The 17,935-nt window shown below is 65.8% G+C and carries 15 protein-coding genes; 5 read left to right on the forward strand and 10 right to left on the reverse strand.

Annotation, left to right across the window (positions count from 1 at the left end; genetic code table 11):
- Nucleotides 1-21 precede the first annotated feature (21 nt).
- Nucleotides 22-324, forward strand: a complete 303-nt coding sequence (locus CGLY_RS03070) for a DUF2516 family protein (protein ID WP_052539573.1) — start codon at nucleotides 22-24, stop codon at nucleotides 322-324.
- The gene (locus CGLY_RS03075) at nucleotides 321-923 is read left to right on the forward strand and encodes a 2-deoxyribose-5-phosphate aldolase (RefSeq protein WP_144313623.1); all 603 of its coding nucleotides are present in this window, start codon (nucleotides 321-323) and stop codon (nucleotides 921-923) included. The genes CGLY_RS03070 and CGLY_RS03075 overlap by 4 nt, the downstream gene beginning before the upstream one ends.
- Before the next feature lie 41 nt (nucleotides 924-964).
- Here the strand turns inward: CGLY_RS03075 and CGLY_RS03080 are convergent, their stop codons facing one another.
- The 10 genes from CGLY_RS03080 to CGLY_RS03125 all read right to left on the reverse strand — a co-directional run bounded on the left by CGLY_RS03080 (nucleotide 965) and on the right by CGLY_RS03125 (nucleotide 14,675).
- The gene (locus CGLY_RS03080) at nucleotides 965-2,875 is read right to left on the reverse strand and encodes an AMP-dependent synthetase/ligase (protein ID WP_052539577.1); all 1,911 of its coding nucleotides are present in this window, start codon (nucleotides 2,873-2,875) and stop codon (nucleotides 965-967) included.
- The gene (locus CGLY_RS03085; protein ID WP_038546080.1) at nucleotides 2,865-4,757 is read right to left on the reverse strand and encodes an AMP-dependent synthetase/ligase; all 1,893 of its coding nucleotides are present in this window, start codon (nucleotides 4,755-4,757) and stop codon (nucleotides 2,865-2,867) included. The genes CGLY_RS03080 and CGLY_RS03085 overlap by 11 nt, the downstream gene beginning before the upstream one ends.
- A 99-nt stretch (nucleotides 4,758-4,856) precedes the next feature.
- Nucleotides 4,857-5,435, reverse strand: a complete 579-nt coding sequence (locus CGLY_RS03090) for a TetR/AcrR family transcriptional regulator (RefSeq protein WP_227590360.1) — start codon at nucleotides 5,433-5,435, stop codon at nucleotides 4,857-4,859.
- A 95-nt stretch (nucleotides 5,436-5,530) separates the two neighbouring features.
- Nucleotides 5,531-6,280 carry an enoyl-CoA hydratase family protein gene (locus tag CGLY_RS03095; RefSeq protein WP_038546083.1) on the reverse strand — a complete coding sequence of 250 codons (750 nt, stop codon included), beginning with the start codon at nucleotides 6,278-6,280 and terminating at the stop codon, nucleotides 5,531-5,533.
- Nucleotides 6,281-6,311: 31 nt separating this feature from the next.
- Nucleotides 6,312-7,469, reverse strand: coding sequence for an acyl-CoA dehydrogenase family protein (locus tag CGLY_RS03100; protein WP_038551130.1), 1,158 nt, complete (start codon nucleotides 7,467-7,469; stop codon nucleotides 6,312-6,314).
- 67 nt (nucleotides 7,470-7,536) lie between these two features.
- Nucleotides 7,537-9,591 carry an acetyl/propionyl/methylcrotonyl-CoA carboxylase subunit alpha gene (locus tag CGLY_RS03105; RefSeq protein WP_227590361.1) on the reverse strand — a complete coding sequence of 685 codons (2,055 nt, stop codon included), beginning with the start codon at nucleotides 9,589-9,591 and terminating at the stop codon, nucleotides 7,537-7,539.
- Between the two features lie 28 nt (nucleotides 9,592-9,619).
- Nucleotides 9,620-11,215 carry an acyl-CoA carboxylase subunit beta gene (locus CGLY_RS03110; RefSeq protein WP_038546088.1) on the reverse strand — a complete coding sequence of 532 codons (1,596 nt, stop codon included), beginning with the start codon at nucleotides 11,213-11,215 and terminating at the stop codon, nucleotides 9,620-9,622.
- The gene (locus CGLY_RS03115; RefSeq protein WP_038546093.1) at nucleotides 11,212-12,945 is read right to left on the reverse strand and encodes an acyclic terpene utilization AtuA family protein; all 1,734 of its coding nucleotides are present in this window, start codon (nucleotides 12,943-12,945) and stop codon (nucleotides 11,212-11,214) included. The genes CGLY_RS03110 and CGLY_RS03115 overlap by 4 nt, the downstream gene beginning before the upstream one ends.
- A gap of 206 nt (nucleotides 12,946-13,151) precedes the next feature.
- On the reverse strand, nucleotides 13,152-14,081 hold the full coding sequence (locus CGLY_RS03120; RefSeq protein WP_158407369.1) for an LmeA family phospholipid-binding protein: 930 nt from the start codon (nucleotides 14,079-14,081) through the stop codon (nucleotides 13,152-13,154).
- 96 nt (nucleotides 14,082-14,177) lie between these two features.
- A complete protein-coding gene (locus CGLY_RS03125; protein WP_038546096.1) occupies nucleotides 14,178-14,675 on the reverse strand; it encodes a DUF2505 domain-containing protein in 498 nt (165 codons plus the stop codon).
- A gap of 89 nt (nucleotides 14,676-14,764) precedes the next feature.
- On the opposite strand from CGLY_RS03125, the gene CGLY_RS03130 reads away from it, so the two are divergent.
- From CGLY_RS03130 to CGLY_RS03140, 3 genes are read left to right on the forward strand one after another with little or no spacing between them, the layout of a single operon-like run.
- Entirely contained in the window at nucleotides 14,765-15,898 is a 1,134-nt protein-coding gene (locus tag CGLY_RS03130) for a UDP-N-acetylmuramate dehydrogenase (protein WP_227590431.1), read from the forward strand.
- Between the two features lie 49 nt (nucleotides 15,899-15,947).
- Nucleotides 15,948-17,300: a D-inositol-3-phosphate glycosyltransferase gene (mshA, locus tag CGLY_RS03135; RefSeq protein ID WP_081803753.1), complete on the forward strand. Its 1,353-nt coding sequence runs from the start codon at nucleotides 15,948-15,950 to the stop codon at nucleotides 17,298-17,300.
- Nucleotides 17,301-17,336: 36 nt separating this feature from the next.
- A complete protein-coding gene (locus tag CGLY_RS03140) occupies nucleotides 17,337-17,897 on the forward strand; it encodes a type III secretion system chaperone family protein (protein ID WP_038546099.1) in 561 nt (186 codons plus the stop codon).
- Nucleotides 17,898-17,935: the final 38 nt, after the last annotated feature.

Here is a 17,935-nt window from a genome sequence, read left to right on the forward strand (position 1 = left end):
AGTCCGATAGACTGGTGCACCATGAATGACTTCCTCAACCGGGCCTTCATCTCCGTGAGTCTGCTCCAGTGGGTCTTCCTGGTCCTCGTGATCATCGCGGCGGTGTGGGGGGCGATCCAGGTTGCGATGACCAGGGATGACGCCTTCACGGTCATCGACCGGTCGAAGCAGAACTGGCTGCTGCTGCTCGGCGGCTCCGCTCTCGGCGTCGTGGTGCTCGGACCGCTGATCTCCATGGCCTGGATCGTCGGTGCCGTGATCGTGGGTATCTACTGGCAGGACATCCGCCCCTCCATCCGTGACGTGCTCGGCAACGCCCAATGAGCTCCCCGACTTCGTCGTCACGTACCGAGGTGATGCTGCTCGACCCTGCGTGCACCAGGGAGGATGCCGCAGCCGTGATCGGGCGCGCGGTGGTCGGGGGATACGCGGCCGTATGCCTCCCGCCCACGCTGTTTCCCCTGCGTGACGCACCGGAGGACCTGCGTCTGGTCTCGGTCGCCGGCTATCCGACCGGTAAGCATCACCCGTTGATCAAGGCCAGCGAGGCACACATGGCGGTCGTCAACGGAGCCCACGAGGTTCACGCCGTGTTGGACACCGCGAATGTCGTTGCAGGTGACCTCAACGCCATGATCAGCGAGATCGTGACGCTTCGCGAGGCTGTCCCGTACCCCGCGGTGCTTCGTGTGTCCCCGGGCGAGGACGGAACAGGAGGAGATCTGGACGGAGACCGGGTGCGGGTCTTCTGTCGCGCCGCGGTGACTGCCGGGGCTGACATGGTCTGGGCGCGTACGGACAACGACGTCGCGGCGATGCTGGAGGCAGTCGCAGGATCAACCGTGGCCGTGGCCGCCCCGGTGGACCGTGCCGGCGTGGCGCGTGTGCGTGTCTTCGCCGATGACCTCGGGCACGGTATCTGAGCCCCACCGCGTCGGGCGGACCGTCCGGATGAGCTGGAACGTCAGGCGTAGTTCGCCTCCACCTGCTCCGCGAAGTGTGCCGCGACCGGCTTCCGGCGTAATTTCAGGGACGGCGTCAGCTCAGCGTCCTCCACAGTGAGGTCGCGGGGCAGTATCTGGAACCGCTTGACCTGTTCCCACCTGTTCAACGAGAGGTTCAGCTCGTCGATGTACCCCTGCACCAGGTCTCTCGTCCGGGGATCCGCGGTCACTGCGGTGTAGTCGCCTGCGACGCCCTCACGCTCGGCCCAGGCCATCACCGTGTCCTCCTCCAGGGCTACCAGGGCGCTGACGTACGGGCGTCCGTCGCCGATGACCACCAGGTTCGAGGCCACCGGGCACAGTCCCTTGAACCGGGCCTCCATCAATGCAGGTGCGACGTACTTGCCGTTGGAGGTCTTGAACAGTTCTTTCTTGCGATCGGTGATTCGGACGTAGCCGTCGTGGTCGAGTTCGCCGATGTCACCGGTGTGCATCCACCCGTCGTCGTCGAGTGCCTCGGCGGTGGCCGCGGGGTTGTTGTGGTACCCGTCCATGACCCCGGCACCGCGGAAGAGGATCTCTCCGTCGTCGGCGATGCGCAGTTCCATCCCGTCCAAGGGGCGCCCTATGACCCCGGTGCGGTAGGTTCCCGGGGTTCCGAGACAAGAGCCGCCGCCGGACTCGGTCATGCCGTAGGCCTCAAGGATGGTCATCCCGGCCGCTCCGAACCACCGGGAGACGTCTGAGTTGAGGGCAGCGGAGCCGGAGATGAAGTAGCGGATCCGGTCGCCGAAGCGCTCACGGATCCTGGTGAACACCAACCGGTCGGCGATGCGGGCCTGGGCTCTTTCCCAACGCGACACAGTGGTGCCGCTGGTGCCGTAGTCGGCTTCGAAGACCTTCGTGCCGACCCTGCTGGCCCAGTGGAACAGCTTCTCCCGGATCCCGAACGGTCCGGGCTCCTCCGCCATCATCGTGACGATGCCGTTGTAGGCTTTCTCGAAGATGCGCGGTGCGGAACCCATGAAGGTCGGGCGGACGATGGGGAGGTTCTCGACAATGCGCTCCACCCGGCCGTCGATAGCTGTCTCGAACCCGATGTGCACCGGCGTCATCAACAGGAGTTTTCCCATCACATGCGACAGGGGAAGCCAGAGGAACTGCTTGTCATCGATGGTGATGTGTTCGTCCGGGGAGGTGCGGTGCAGGGTGCCGTCCATTGTCAGCACCTCGAACACCAGCACCCGGTGCGGCAGCAGCACGCCTTTGGGACGCCCGGTGGTGCCGGAGGTGTAGATCAGTGTGGCCAGGTCGTCGAGGTCAGTGGCGTCGATGCGTGCGTCAATCTCGCCGGGGTGGGTCTCGAGTCGTTCCCGTCCCCGGCGACGCAGTTCATTCATGGTGATCACCCAGGACGGGTCGGCGTCGACAGGCACCTGGTTGTCGAGCAGGACGACAGTGTGCACCTTCGGGATCTCACTCCGTAGTCCGCTGAGTTTCGCCAGTTGGTCGGCGTCCTCGACGAAGACGACCCGACTGTCCGAATCATCGATGATGAAGACCACATCATCAGCCAGAGTCGTCGGATACACGGTCACCGTCGCTGCTGCGGCGTAGACGATCCCGTAGTCGGCGAGTGCCCACTCGTAGCGGGTCGTGCAGGCGATGGCCACGCGGTCTTCGGGCTGTACGTCCAGCGTGATCAAGCCGGCGGCGACCTCGGACGCCTGAGCTCCAACCTCCCCCCAGGTCAGCGTCTTCCATGTGTCGTCACCAGAACGGTCAGCGACGGGGAAGCTGTACGCCCGACGATGCGGGGTGCTGGCGACCCGGTTGCGCAGCATGTGGCCCGTCGAGCGGACCGGAGGATCGAAGGGGGCGCCGGCTTTGAGATCGGTGATGGGGTCGAGGCGGGTCTGGCTAGTGGTCATGGTGTTCTCCTGGGGCGTTTGCGGGGTAGAGCGCTTCGATGTCGGCGGCGAAGTGTTCGGCGACGGGCGTACGCCGGAGTTTCAGGGACGGTGTGAGCTCCTGGGCGTCTACCGAGAGTTCGCGGTCGAGGATGCGGAACTTCTTGATCCGCTCCCACGGGTTGAGGGTTGTGTTGAGCTCGTCGACGAAACCCTGAAGATGGTCACGGGTCCGCGGGTCGCGGGTGACAGCTTCGTAGTCGCCGGGTATCCCTTCACGTCCTGCCCACGCGGTGATGGCATCTTTATCCAGGGAGATCAGCGCGGCGACGTGGCGTCGTCCCTCGCCGACGACCACGATCTGTGACGCTACGGGGCACAGGCCCTTGAACCGGGCCTCCATCAACGCTGGTGCGACGTACTTGCCGTTGGAGGTTTTGAACAGTTCTTTCTTGCGGTCGGTGATACTCAGACGCCCCTGGTCGTCCAGGGCTCCGATGTCACCGGTGTGTAGCCAGCCCTCGTCGGAGAGCGCTCGTGCCGTCTCCTCAGGGTTGTTGTGGTATCCGGCCATCACCCCTGGTCCACGGACGAGAATCTCACCGTCCTCGGCGGTCCGGACCTCGAAGCCGTCGACGGGTTCACCCACTGTGCCGGCCCGGAACGTGGACGGGAGTCCCAGCGTCGCGACATTGCACTCGGTCATTCCGTACCCCTCGAGGACGGGAAGGCCGGCGGCCCAGAACCAGCGGGAAACGTCGGTGTTCAAGGCGGCTGAGCCGGAGATGAAGTAGCGGATGTTACCGCCGAACTTCTCGCGGACGGTGGAGAACACCAGTCGGTCGGCGATACGTGCCTGGACACGGCCCAGGAGCGACGGCGAGTCGGTGTCGAGGGCCTTCACTCCGACCCGACTGGCCCAGTGGAACAGCTTTTCACGGACACCGAGGGGGCCGGGGTCCTCCGCCGTCATCGTGACGATTCCCGTGTAGGCCTTCTCGAAGATCCGCGGCACCGAGCCCATGAACGTCGGGCGGGAGGCCCCGATGTTCTCGACGATCCTGTCGATCCGCCCGTCGATCGTCGTCTCGAAGCCGATGTGGAGTGGCAGCAGTATCATCAGCTTGCCCATGACATGGGCGAGAGGTAGCCAGAGGAACTGCTTGTCGTCGATGGTGAGCAGGCTGGAGTCGTCGTCGGTTGAGTTGTGGCTATTGTTCACGGTCGCCTCGATGGCGTGGACCTCGTGTACCCAGACCCGGTGCGGCAACAAGACGCCCTTGGGGCGTCCCGTGGTGCCGGAGGTGTAGATCAGGGTGGCGAGGTCCTCAGGGCCGGTGGCGTCGATGCGTGTATCCACGTCGTCGGGCAGTTGTCCGAGGTGCTGGCGACCGGAGGCACAGAGTTCGTCCAGCGTCATGACCCAGCCGTCGGTGCGGTCGGGGACGTCGTTGTCGAGGACGATGACGGTGCCGAGGTCGGGGAGGTCGTCGCGCAGACCTGTGATCTTGGTGAGCTGTTCGGCGTCCTCGACGAAGACGGCGGTGGCACCGGAGTCCCCGAGGATGTGCCGGACATCGGTACCGACGGTGGTGGGGTACACGGCGACGGCCGCAGCCCCGGCGCACATGATGCCGTAGGCGGAGACCGCCCACTCATAGCGGGTGGTGCTGGCGATGCCCACGCGGTCGCCGGGCCTGACCCCCAGCGAGATGAGGCCCGCGGCGATGTCGTCACTGTGTCTCCCGACCTGGGCCCACGTGACGGTGGACCAGGTTGCCGATGGGCCGGCTGGTGCGGCAGCCGTGGGGAACGTGTAGGCACGCCGGTGTGGGGTGTCATTGACGCGTCGGCGCAGCATCTGGCCGACGGAGTTGACGGGGGTTCTGGTGGCGGTGGTCATGGAGGCCTCCGGGGCAGTGCACAGCGTGAAGTATTGTTTTTGAAGCTAAGTAAATACTGAGAGACGGGTGCTGTGAATTGTGGTGTGGTGGGGTCGTGGTCAGTCGTTGCGCTTGATGCCGTCGAGGATCCGTGACCAGGTCTTGATGGCGTCGTTCTGGTGCTTCCGGGTGTCGACGAGGACAGAGCCGAGGCCCAGTCCACGGGCGACGTCCAGCGTGAGTCCCAGCAGCCTACGGGTGTGCTGGTCCGAGAGGTCCGCGTTGAGTGCCAGCGCGGTCAGCTGGTAGACCTCCCGACCGTAGCGTGCCTCGGCCGGGACGATCAGCTCGCGGAGGCTGTCATCCGTGCTCGCGGCCGCCCAGATGTGGAGGGCGGCGTGAAAGGGGCGGTTGCTGAAGAATCCGAAGATGAGAGTGACCACCTCGTCCACAGCGTCCACGGCGGCGGCGCCGCTGCCGGTGGACAGCTTGGCGACGCTGGAGCGAAGTTGCTGCGTGCGCTCTGCGAAGAACTCTTCGAGAGCTGCCTCGACCAGGGAGTCCCGGGTGGGGAAATGATGCTGGGCGGCCCCGCGGGAAACACCGGCACGCGCGGCGACGGCACTGACCGTCGTGCCCGCCAGGCCTACGTCCGAGAGCGTGTCCAGCGACGCCTCCAGCAGGCGACGTCTGGTCACCTTGCTGCGCTCCTGTTGGGCCACCCTGCTCATCGGCATACTCTCCACCATCCTGGTCAGTCCTCGGTCACTTTACCCGCCGTCTCCTGCATGGGTCACTGCGCCCAGCTGGGTGCCCGCTTCTGGAGGAAGGAGGTGATGCCCTCGAGTGCCTCCTCACTGGCGAAGAGTTCCGCGGACTTCGCTGCCAGCGCATCGGCACCGGCGTTGAAACCGTCGATGACGTGCTGGTTGATGATCATCTTGGTCTCCCTCAGTCCCTGAGGTGAACACTTCAGCAGCCCGTCGGCCAGTGCGGCGGCCTGCGCGCGGGGATCGTCGACGACCTCGGTGACCAGGCCCTGACGTTCCGCGGTCGCGGCGTCGAAGCGTTCACCAGACAGGAGGTACCGGGAGGCCGCGCGGGACGACAGGCGGGGCAGGACGGTCAGGGCGATCATCGCCGGGGCCACGCCGATGCGGGTCTCGGTGGTCGCAAAAGATGACCCCGGGGAGGCGAACACCATGTCGCAGGACGCGACGAGACCAGTGCCACCCGCCCGGACGTTTCCGTCCACGACCGCGATGACAGGCTTCGACAACTCCACGACCGTGCGTAGGAGTCCTATGAAGTTGGCGGTGACCTGTTCGGGTGGGGTGTCGCCGACAGCGGCGAGGTCGGCGCCGGAGCAGAATGTGGATCCGGTGTGGTCCAGGATCACGCTTCGGACATCCTCGTTCTGTGCGGCCGTCTCCAGGGCATCGGTGAGATCCTGGATCAGCGCCGGTGACAGGGCGTTCCGGCGGTCCGGGGCATCAATGGTGATCCGGGCTGTCTTGTTCTCCGTGGTGGCGGTGATGGCCATGGTGTCCTCCTGTGTCGCTCGGTGTGCGGGGTCAGTAGCTCTTGGGCAGGCCCATGACGGTCTGTGCGACATAATTCAGCAGCATCTCGCGGCTCACCGGGGCGATCCGGGGCAGACGCGATGCGGCGTACATGCGTGCCAGCCCGTACTCGGCGGTCAGGCCGTTGCCTCCGAGGGTCTGCACGGCCTGGTCGATTGACTTGGCGGAGACCTCGCCGGCAGCGTACTTGGCCATGTTCGCCGCGGTCGCCGCACCGTCCAGGTCGCCCTGGTCGAAACGGGCGGCGGCGTTGCGGCACATCAGCCGGGCCTGCTCCAGCTCGATCCGGCACTGGGCCAGAGGGTGGGACAGACCCTGGTGGGCGCCGATGGGTGTCTTCCAGACGACACGTTCGTTGGCGTACTTGACGGCGGTGTCGAGGGCGTAGCGGGACATTCCCGTGGCCATCGCGGTGGCGATGATGCGCTCCGGGTTCAGGCCGACGAAGAGCTGGAAGATGCCCGCGTCGCTGTCGCCGACGAGGTCCTCGTCCTTCAGCCGGACATCATCGAAGTGCAGGGCGTACTGCCACTCGGGCAGCATGACTTCAGTGGGGATCTGGGTCTTGGAGAAGCCTTCGGCATCGGTGGGCACCATGAACAGTGCCGGCTTGAGCTTGCCGGTGCGCTCGTCGTGGGCGCGGGCGACGACGAGCACGGCATCAGCCTGGTCCACACCTGAGATGAAGGTCTTCTGGCCGTTGAGAACCCACTCGTCACCCTCCTTCTTCGCGGTGGTGGTGATGTTGTGGCTGTTCGTGCCGGCGTCGGCCTCGGTGATGCCGAAAGCGCTGATGAACTCGCCGGAGGCGATGCCCGGCAGCCAACGCTGCTTCTGGTCGGGGGTGCCGAAGGCGGCGATGATGGACCCGCAGATGGCGGGGGAGACCACGAGCATCAGCAGACCGCAGCCCTGGGAGGACAGCTCCTCCTGGACGATGGAGAGCTCCAACAGGCCGGCTCCGCCGCCGCCGTACTCTTCGGGCAGGTTCACACCGACGAAGCCGAGCTCACCGGCCTCCTTCCACAGCTCGGTGGGGTATTCCTTGTCGTCGGCCTTCTTGGCCATGTACTCGTAGCCGTACTTCTTGGCCAGGGCTCGGACGGTGCTGCGCAGCTCCTCCTGTTCCGGGGTGTCGTTGAGGGGCATGCTGACCTGGGGCTGTGACATGGTGAAAACTCCTTGAATTCGGGGTGTTGCGTGGGGACAGTGGTGGTTATTCGTCGTTCTCGGGGGAGTCGATGACCGCCAGCAGGGTGCCGGTCTCGATGTGGTCGCCGGCGGCAGCGGCCAGTTCACTGACTGTGCCGTCGGAGGTGGCCGAGATGGTGTGCTCCATCTTCATGGCCTCGATCGTCATGAGCTTCTGGCCCGTGGTGACCGTGTCGCCGACGGCTACGGCCACACTGGTCACCGTCCCTGGCATGGGAGCCACCAGGGCTCCTTCGGCGACAATGTCGGACGGGTCGTCGTACCGGGGACGCTCGGTGAGTACGACCGGCCCCAGTGCGGAGTTCACCCCCACGCCGCCACCCGGGTACCGGTGGACGGTCAGGGTGCGGCGGATACCGGCGACCTCGAGGGTGACGGCGGCCGGCTCCGTGTCGCCGGGTGCGACGCCCGCAGAAGGGGTGAGATCTACGAGCCGGACATCCTCGCGTCCGTCCAGGGTGACGGCACCCTCACGGACGCGGGAGCCACGCACGACGCTCACCTCGACCTCGTTGTCGGTGTCGTGACCGCGAAAGAACCGGTGGGTGGTACGGGCATCACCGAAGACACGGAATCCGGCCGGGACGCGGCGGGTGGGGTTGGTCGCGGTTCCGGCAGCTTCAGCGACGACCGACGCCGCGAAGGCGGAAACCGCCACGGTCTCGTCGTCAGCCAAGGGGGCCATCGAGACCTCGGTGTGGGTGCTCTCCAGGAAGGCGGTGTTGATGTCGCCGGCCCGGAAGTCCACGTCATCGAGAATGCGGACCAGCTGGTCACGGTTGGTGCCGAGCCCATGGATACGGGCCCGACGCAGGGTCCCGCTGAGTCGGCCCACGGCCTCCGCTCGGTTCGGGGCCCAGGAGATCACCTTGGCCAGCATCGCGTCGTAGTTCACACCGACCACGGCCGGGTCCCCGGGGGCGGCCACCGGTCCTGCATCGAGCCGGATTCCGGGGATGTGCGGGCCAGCGAACGACGACACGACGTCGTCGAAGTCGAAGCGGAAGATTTCACCGGACATGGGGCGGTAGTCGTGCCGGGGATCCTCGGCATATACGCGGGCTTCGATGGCCCACCCGTCGAGGCCCGGGGGGTTGTCTGAGGGCAGGTGGTGCCCGGCGGCGACGTCGAACTGCAGTCCCACCAGGTCGAGGCCGGTGGTTGCCTCGGTGACGGGGTGCTCCACCTGCAGGCGGGTGTTGACCTCCAGGAAGAAGAACTCGCCCTTGTCGTTGGCCAGGAACTCCACGGTGCCGGCACCGCTGTAGTCGATGGCGTGGGCGGCGGCCCGTGCTGCCTCGAAGAGGCGGTCACGCATCCCGTCGATTCGCTCGACCAGCGGGGACGGTGCCTCCTCGATGACCTTCTGGTGGCGGCGCTGGATCGAGCACTCACGTTCGCCCACCGCCCACACGCCACCGTGGTTGTCGGCCATGAGCTGGACCTCGATGTGACGTCCGGATTCGATGTAGCGTTCGATGAACACGGTGCCGTCGCCGAACGCGCTCTCTGCCTCGCGCACGGCAGCAGCGGTTTCCGACTCCAACTCGGCGATGGTGCGGACCACGCGCATACCGCGTCCACCACCACCGGCGGAGGCCTTGACCAGCACCGGAAGTATGTCCTCGGTGATCTCCGAGGTCTCCAGGTTGGTCAGCACCGGTACTCCGGCAGCCTCCATGAGCTTCTTGGCCTCGGTCTTGGAACCCATTGCGTCGATGGCCTCTGGTGACGGTCCGATCCAGACCAACCCGGCGTCGATGACGGCGCGGGCGAAACCCGCGTTCTCGGAGAGGAACCCGTAACCGGGGTGGATCGCGTCGGCACCGGTGCGCTTCGCCGCGTCCAGCACGGCCTCGGCGTTCAGGTAGGTCTCTGCCGGAGCGTTGCCGGGCAGACGGACGGCGGCGTCGGCCTCCCGGGCGAAGGGCTCGTCACGGTCGGCGTCCGAGTAAACGGCGACGGTCGACAGTCCCCGGTTGCGGGCGGTGGTGAATACGCGCCGCGCGATCTCGCCGCGGTTGGCGACGAGGACGGTGGAAAATTCTGTGTTGGTCATGTCTTCTCTCATCTCTCGTTCTCGCCCGTCACATCCGGAAGACGCCGAAGCCTTCGGCGCCTTCCACCGGACCGGAGTGGATGGCGGACAACGCCATCCCCACCACAGAACGGGTGTCGCGGGGGTCGATGATGCCGTCGTCGTAGAGCATCCCGGACATCTTCAACGGTGCGGACTCCACGTCGGCCTGCGTCTTGAGCATGTCGAAGAGCTGCTTCTCCGCATCCTCGGTGTAGTCGAGGCCTCGTGAGCGGGCCGACTGGGCGCTGATGCTGCTCACCACGGACGCCAGTTGTTCGGAACCCATCACCGCGGACCGCGCCGAAGGCCAGGCGAAGACGAACCGGGGGTTGAAGGCGCGTCCGCACATCCCGTAGTGGCCGGCACCGTAGCTGGCGGCGGTGATCAGGGAGATGTGCGGGACCTCCGAGTTCGACACGGCGTTGATCATCATCGCGCCGTGTTTGATGATCCCGTTCTGCTCGTACTCCTTGCCGACCATGTAGCCCGTGGTGTTGTGCATGAAGATCAGGGGCGTGTCCGACTTGTTCGCCAGCTGGATGAACTGGGTGGCTTTCTGCGCCTCCTCGCTGAACAACACTCCGCGGGAGTTGGCGAGGATGCCCACCGGGTATCCGTGGACCTGCGCCCACCCGGTTACCAGGCCCGAACCGTAACGGGGCTTGAATTCATCGAACTCACTGCCATCGACGAACCGTCCGATGATCTCGTAGGGGTCGTAGGGGACCTTGAGCCCGTCGGGGACGATGCCGAGCATCTCCTCTTCGTCGAGCACTGGTTCTGCGACATTCGCGGCGGGGTTCTGCCCCTTACGGTGCCAGTTCAGGCGCCGGACGATGGACCGGCCGATTCGGGCGGCGTCCAGCTCGTCGACGGCGAGGTAGTCGCCGAGTCCGGAGATGTCGGTGTGCATCTGAGCACCACCGAGACTCTCGTCGTCGGTGACTTCGCCGGTGGCCGCTTTGACCAGCGGGGGGCCGGCGAGGAAGACCTTCGAACGTTCCTTGATCATCACCACGTGGTCGGACATGCCGGGGATGTAGGCGCCGCCGGCGGTGCAGTTGCCGTAGACGATGGCGATCGTCGGGACCCCCGCCTTGGACGCCTGGGTGATTGCCCGGAACATCGCACCACCAGGGACGAAGACCTCTTTCTGGCTGCGCAGGTCCGCACCGCCGGACTCGACCAGGGTGAGTACCGGCAGCCGGTTTTCGACGGCGATCTCCTGCAGACGGTTGCACTTGCGCAGGGTCCACTCATTGGACGCGCCACCCTTGACCGTGGGGTCGTTGGCGACGATCATGCAGTCCACACCCTCGACGGTGCCGACACCGCCGACGACGGAACCACCCACGGTGAAGTCTGTGCCGTACCCGGCCATCGTGCAGAGTTCGAGGAACGGGGAGCCCTGATCGAGGACTGAGTCGATCCGCTCACGCGGGGTCATCTTGTCGCGGCTGCGGAGCTTCTCCAGCGACTTCTCGCCACCGCCGATGAAGGCTGTCTCGTAGGCCTCGCGGATCTCGCCGAGCTTCTCCTCCATGGACCGCCGGTTGGCCTGGTACTCCTCGGAACTGGTGATGACGGCTGACGTTGCGGTCATGACGCTTCCTTACTGTTGTTGCTGTGCTTGAGCAGGTCCTCGGGGATGTCGACATGGCGCGAGCGCAACCATTCACCGAGCCCCTTGCCTTGCGGGTCGAAGCGTGCACCGTGGGCGACGCCCTGGCCGAGGATGTCCTGGACCACGATGTTCACCGCGTTGAGACGGGGCAGTGGGTACACTTCGACCTCCAGCTCGGCAGTCTCGGGCAGGAGCCGCCTGACCGAGTCGACGGTGATCGTCTCGAGCAGCCAGGGGTAGTGCCCGTCGTCCCGTGCCCAGAGCCCGATGTTCGCGCTGCCGCCCTTGTCGCCGCTGCGGGCGTCGACGAGCAGGCCGAGCGGTGCCCGACGGGTCGCGCCGTCCGTCTGGTAGTCCGGCAGCGGCTCGTCGGTCCGGGAGGACCCGAGCTCCGCGGTGACGTCCGGCGGGGTGACGGCGACGGTGGTGCCGTCCGCGAGGTGGGCAGTATGTGCGGGGACGTCATTATCGACGTAGGCGGGGGAAAAGGTGCCGTACATGCTCGGCTTCGGTGGAGCGCCGTCAAAGAAGGTCCCGGGTGGTGACGCCAGAGCTGTGCCCACCACTCCACGGCCCCATTCGGCGATGCGGTGCTGGTCCGGGTCCCAGACCACACAGACCAGTCGGGCTGACGCGGCGGCCTGGGTGTCTGCGTCCGGATGGTCCGTGCGTTCCAGGCGGTATTCGACCGTGCGGGGGCGGGGTTCCAGAGTGTCGAGCTGGCGGGTGAACAACTCCGCCTTGTCTTCCACGTCCAGTCCGGAGAACAGGACCTGGACCTCGTTTCGGAAACCGCCGAGTCGGCTCACCCCGACCTTGGTCGTGGGGGGAGGCGCCTCGCCGGTGGCACCGCTGATCCGGACGCGGTCGCCGCCGAGATCCTCGAGTCGTACATGGTCGAGCCGCAGGACGGCGTCCGGGCCGGCGTAACGGGCGCCGGTCACCTCGTAGAGCAACTGGGCGGTGACGGTACCGACGGTGACGGCGCCGCCAGTGCCGTCGTGTTTGGTGATGACGGACGTGCCGTCGGCGTGGATCTCGGCGAGCGGGAAGCCGGGCATCGGGTCCGCCCCGGCGAGGATCCCACGGTTGAAGCCGGAGTAGTTTCCTCCGGTGGCCTGGGTGCCGCACTCGATGACGTGTCCGGCGGCCATGGCACCGGCGATCTGGTCCAGGTCACCGGGGCCCCAGCCGAAGTGGTGGGCGGCAGGGCCGACCACGACGGAGGCGTCGGTGACCCGACCGGTGACCACGATGTCCGCACCGGCGTTTAGACATTCGACGATGCCGAAGGCGCCGAGATAGGCATTGGCGCAGAGGGCGTCAGGAACAGTCGGGCGTAATGGTTCTCGGACGTCGTCGCCGTCGACATAGGCCACGGTGAGGTCCAGGCCACGCTCGGTGATCTTTTCCCGGAGGGCGTCGGCGAGGCCGGAGGGGTTGAGTCCGCCGGCATTGGTGACGACCTTCACACCGCGTTTTGCGATGGAGTCCAGGCAGGTGTCGAGATGGTCGATGAACCGTTTGGCGTAGCCGAGTGTCGGGTCCTTCATCATGCCTTTGGCGAGGATGAGCATGGTGAGTTCGGCGAGGTAGTCGCCGGTGAGGTAGTCGACGTCGCCGCCGTCGAGCATCTCTCGCATTGCACTGTCGCGGTCACCGTAGAAGCCGGAGAAATTGGCGATTCTCACGGGTGGGGTGTCGCTCACGGAAGCCTCCGATGGTTGTCTGTGTGGTGGAATAGTTCTGATCGTGAACACAGTTGTAGCATCGGAAAACAAGCAGTCGTGACTGATTGGTTTAATCGGTATGCGGCCCCCGGTGAATACCCCCTTTCAGGGGGATCTGGGTATGGAAAAGGGCCCCGGACTCGCGTCGAGTCCGGGGCCCTTTATCGGGTAGTCGCCAGCAACGGCTAGCTGTTCTGCTGTCCGCCGTCCGAGAATGTGGACGTGCTCGAGGAGACGTCATCGAGACTTACGTCAGTGCCGTGGAGCTGGACACTCAGGCCGCCCTCCGTGATGTCGGCGCTCTGAATCTGCAGCCCCTCCACGTCATTGACCGTCTCCTGCAGGGAATCGGTGAGGGACTTGACCATGGATTCCGGGAGGTCCATGCCGAGGATCTGGAGGTTCTCCACGCGGAAGTTCAGCGCGCCCTCCTCCACGACGGGAGTCATGCTCAATGTCGCCAGGCCCCCGGTGATCTCCAGGTCCATGGTGTTGTCAGCCGTGTTCATCTGCACTCCGGTGACCTCGATCAGGCCCTCGAGCAGTCCAGCGCCGTCTCCGCCGTCTCCGCCGTCTTCACCGTTTCCGTCGGTTCCCTGTGCCTGGGACTTCTGGATCTCGGCAAGGAGGAACTCCGGTGGCAACGTGGTGTCCACGGTGATCTCTCCGGCCGTGGGGTCACCGGTGTCGGTGGACATGTCCTTGGCGTTGATCGCCATTTCCGGCTGACCGGAGACGACGGGGCGGGACTGGTCGGAGTCCTCGTAGGAGACGTCCAGGCTGGAGGGAATGGTCGCGTCGAAGGACGGGATTTTTCCCTGGACGAGCCCGAGCAGCAGGGGGGAGGTCCCGAAACTCACCGAGGGGTCCTCAGCGAGCTCCGTGCCGTTGTTCTGCGCTGATGACCGGATCTCATCGACCACGGTGTTCTTGGCGTAAGCGCGTACGCCGAATTCGGCGACGGCGGCCAGCAGTACCAGGATCACGACCAGGGCGACGAGGATCTTCCACCACAGGCCTGACCGCTTCTTGCCGGCAGTGGTGCCGTCCTGCCGGGATTGAGCCCCCCAGCTCTGCGGGGCGGCGGGTTGTCCGGTGTTGTTTGAAGTGCTCACCGGACCAGTGTGAACCATCACTGCCCGTCGGCGCCAGAGTTCCGCCGTTTACCCGGCGTATTGTGCGGAGATCCGCAGGTCCCTCCCGATCGGGAATCAGAGGTTCTCTTTGATCCAGGTGTCGATCAAGGTGTTCTCGTTGTTGATGATGTCGCGGACCGCGTCGGCGACCTTCGGCTCGATGACCGGGCCGACCATCGGGATGGTGACATCGATGTCTGCCTCGGCGGACAGGGTGGTGGAGTCGCCTTCGCCGGTCAGGGTGAGCTCGGCACCGAACTTCACGGGCGCCCCCTTGACCTCGGCCTGCATCTCACCGTTGACGACGCCGTCCTGCTCGGCACCGAAGGAGACGGTGCGCTTGAGCTTCAGGTTCTGGGACACCATGGAACGCACGGCTTCGGGCAGAGCGTCGGTGGGGAGCACCTCGAAGAGGACGACCTCGATCGGGTCGGCGGAGAAAGAGTTGACCTCACCGGGGACCTCGGAGAGGTTCTGAGCCTCGTACTCCCAGTATTCCTTGGAGCTCAGTGCCGAGAGCACCTTGTCGAGAGGGTGGTTGACGGTCGTTGAAGACTCGATGTGTGTTGTCATGCAGAAAGGCTAACATCATAAGTGTGCAGTGTCCTGATTTTAGATTCCATTCGCGAACAATTGCGTCCACCTCCCCAGTTGTAACCCGGCTGGTGGAGCGCGGTGACGTCGAGGTGTCCTCACGGAGTTTCGCCGAGCTGACGACCCTGCAGGTGGGAGGTTCGCCGGCTCTGGTGCTGTCGTGCCGGTCGGCGGAGTCGGTGGCGGATGTGGTCCGTACCCTGGACGCTGAAGGCGTGCCCCTGCTGATCGTCGGCGGCGGCTCCAATCTTGTGGTCGGTGACGATGTCTCGGACCTGGTGGCCGTGGTTCTCGAGGACGGTGGGGAACCGGAGATCGAGGAGAAGACTGGGCTGGTCCGCGCATTCGCTGGTCTGGTCTGGGACGGTGTCGTCGCCGCCACGGTCGACGCCGGTCTCGGCGGGCTGGAATGCCTGTCGGGAATCCCCGGCTCGGTCGGAGCGACACCCGTGCAGAACGTCGGTGCCTACGGTGCCGAGGTCTCCCAGACCCTGCACCGGGTGCAACTGTTCGACCGGGCGTCCGGGGAGACATCCTGGGTGATGCCGGAGTCGCTGGATCTGGCGTACCGGTACTCCAACCTGAAGTTCACCTCGCGCGCGGTGGTCACAGCGGTGGAGTTCCAGCTGACCACTGACGGGCAGAGTGCCCCGCTCCGCTTCGGCGAACTGGCCCGACGCCTCGGAGTCACCGCCGGTGAAGCAGGGCAGGACGGGGATGTCCGGCGTCCCGTGGCAGAGGTCCGCGACATGGTCCTGGAGTTGCGTCGGGGGAAGGGCATGGTGCTGGACCCGCACGACCACGACACCTGGTCAGCGGGCTCCTTCTTCACGAACCCGGTCGTCGACAGAGCGGTTGCCGACGATGTGCAGCGCATTGTCGCGTCCACCCGGGGAGAGCAGGACGCTGCGGCGATGCCACGGTTCCCTGCGGGCCCGGCAGATGCGGTGGACTCTCTGGAGAAGCTCTCCGCAGCGTGGCTGATCGAACGCGCCGGTTTCTCACGCGGGTGGCATGTTCCCGGTAACGACCGTGCCGGCCTGTCGAGTAAACACACGCTGGCGTTGACCAACCGCGGCTCGGCGACCTCGGCGGACATCGTCGCGTTGGCCCGGGCCGTGCGTGACGGGGTGCGGGAGGCTTTCGGGGTCGCTCTGGTCCCCGAGCCCGTGTGGATCGGAGTCACGCTCGACGACGAATGATCCCGACAGGCGCACGGACGAGGACGGGCGGCGGGTATTCTGGGACGCTATGCGCGTCGCCATGATCTCCATGCACACATCCCCGCTGGAACAACCCGGCATCGGGGATGCCGGCGGAATGAACGTCTACGTCCGGAACGTCGCCGAGCACCTGGCGTCCCACGGCGTCGAGGTGGATGTGTTCACCCGCGCCACCCGCGCATCCCAGGGGGAGGTCGTCGAGGTCGCGCCGGGACTGCGGGTGATCAACTGTGTCGCGGGGCCGTTCGAGGGGCTTCCGAAAGAATCACTGCCGACGCAGCTTGCGGCGTTCACCGGTTCGGTGTTGTCTTTCGTGCGGCGCGAAGCGGGCACCGACGGGGACCCATCCTCCCCGGCCGCCCGCGCCGGTGCCGGACACTACGACCTGATTCACAGTCACTACTGGCTCTCGGGGCAGGTCGGGTGGCTGTTGCGTGACTTGTGGGGGGTTCCGCTGGTGCACACCGCCCACACCTGGGCGGCCGTGAAGAACCTCGGTCTTGCGGAAGGGGACACCCCCGAACCGGAGTCGCGTCGGATCTGCGAGCAGCAGATCGTCGACAACGCCGACCGCATCATCGTCAACACGCAGGACGAGGCGGATGCGCTCGTCACCGCCTATGACGCCGAAAACACGGATCTCGCCGTCGTGCCCCCGGGAGTGGACGTGGACCGGTTCACCCCGGGATCCGACCGTGCCACCGAACGCTCGCGGCGGGAACTAGGTATTCCCCTGCGGGCGAAGGTCATCGCCTTCATCGGTCGCCTGCAGATGCTCAAGGGACCGCACATCCTGCTGCGGGCAGCCGCCGATTTGATCCGGCGCCACCCCGAACAGAACATCCGGGTGGTGATCTGCGGTGGCCCGTCGGGTACCGGGATGGAACGTCCCGATGAGCTCCACGACCTTGCCGCGGAACTGGGGGTGTCCGGTTACGTCCGGTTCCTCTCCCCGCGTCCCCCGGAGGAGCTGGTGAGTGTGTACCAGGCCGCCGACATCATCGCTGTACCCAGCTACAACGAGTCTTTCGGCCTGGTGGCACTGGAAGCGCAGGCCGCAGGGACCCCAGTTGTCGCCGCGCGGGTCGGAGGGCTGCCGTTGACAGTGACCGAAGGGGAGAGCGGACTGCTTGTCGACGGACATGACCCTGCAGACTGGGCCCACGCCCTGGAATCACTGGTGATGGACGATGACCTGCGCAACTCCATGTCGGACGTCGCTCCCTCCCACGCCGCCGAATACTCCTGGGACGTGACGGTCGAGCGGATGATCGCAGAGTACCGCCAGCTCGTCGACCGGTGGCGCGCCCACGGCTGTTCGGAACCTGATGTTGCCCTGACCTCGTTGGCGTCCCGTGATCCCAGCGGATCACGGGAGTGACCACAGCGATGAGCAGGGGCGGGTAGATTCGGTCGCATGGAACTACAGCAGCTGACCGACCTCCTGGACGCCGCCGAGGTCGACTACGAGGTCTCCAACGAGGTCGCCGTGGTCGTCCTGCCTGGTGAACGTCGCCTGAAGACCAACACCCTGTTCATCCCGCAGGACGGCATGTTCCGTGTCGAGGCGTTCGTGTGCAGGGCGGTGGAGGAAGCCCATGCGGAGGTGTACCGGTTGCTGCTGCAGCACAACCGCAAGGCCTACGGAGTGCACTACACTCTCGACAACAACAACGACATCTACCTCGCCGGCCAGTTCCCTGACACCACCACCAGCGAGGACATCCAACGTATTCTCGGCCAGGTGCTCGAGCTCGCCGACGGCGACTTCAACCACATTCTGGAACTGGGCTTCGAGACATCGATCCGACGTGAGTGGGAATGGCGGATGGACCGTGGGGAGTCGACCCGCAACCTCGAGGCGTTCCAGCGGCTGCGGCCGGGGTACGAGCAGGACCGCGCTGCCGAACGCGCGGGGCGTGCTGACGGTGCCTCCGCCGGGGCACCCTCCGTCCCACCGACCCCGCCGAGCAGCTGATCCCCAGCTGATCCCCAGCTGATCCCCAGCTGATCCCC

Source organism: Corynebacterium glyciniphilum AJ 3170 (assembly GCF_000626675.1).
Lineage (GTDB): Bacteria > Actinomycetota > Actinomycetes > Mycobacteriales > Mycobacteriaceae > Corynebacterium > Corynebacterium glyciniphilum.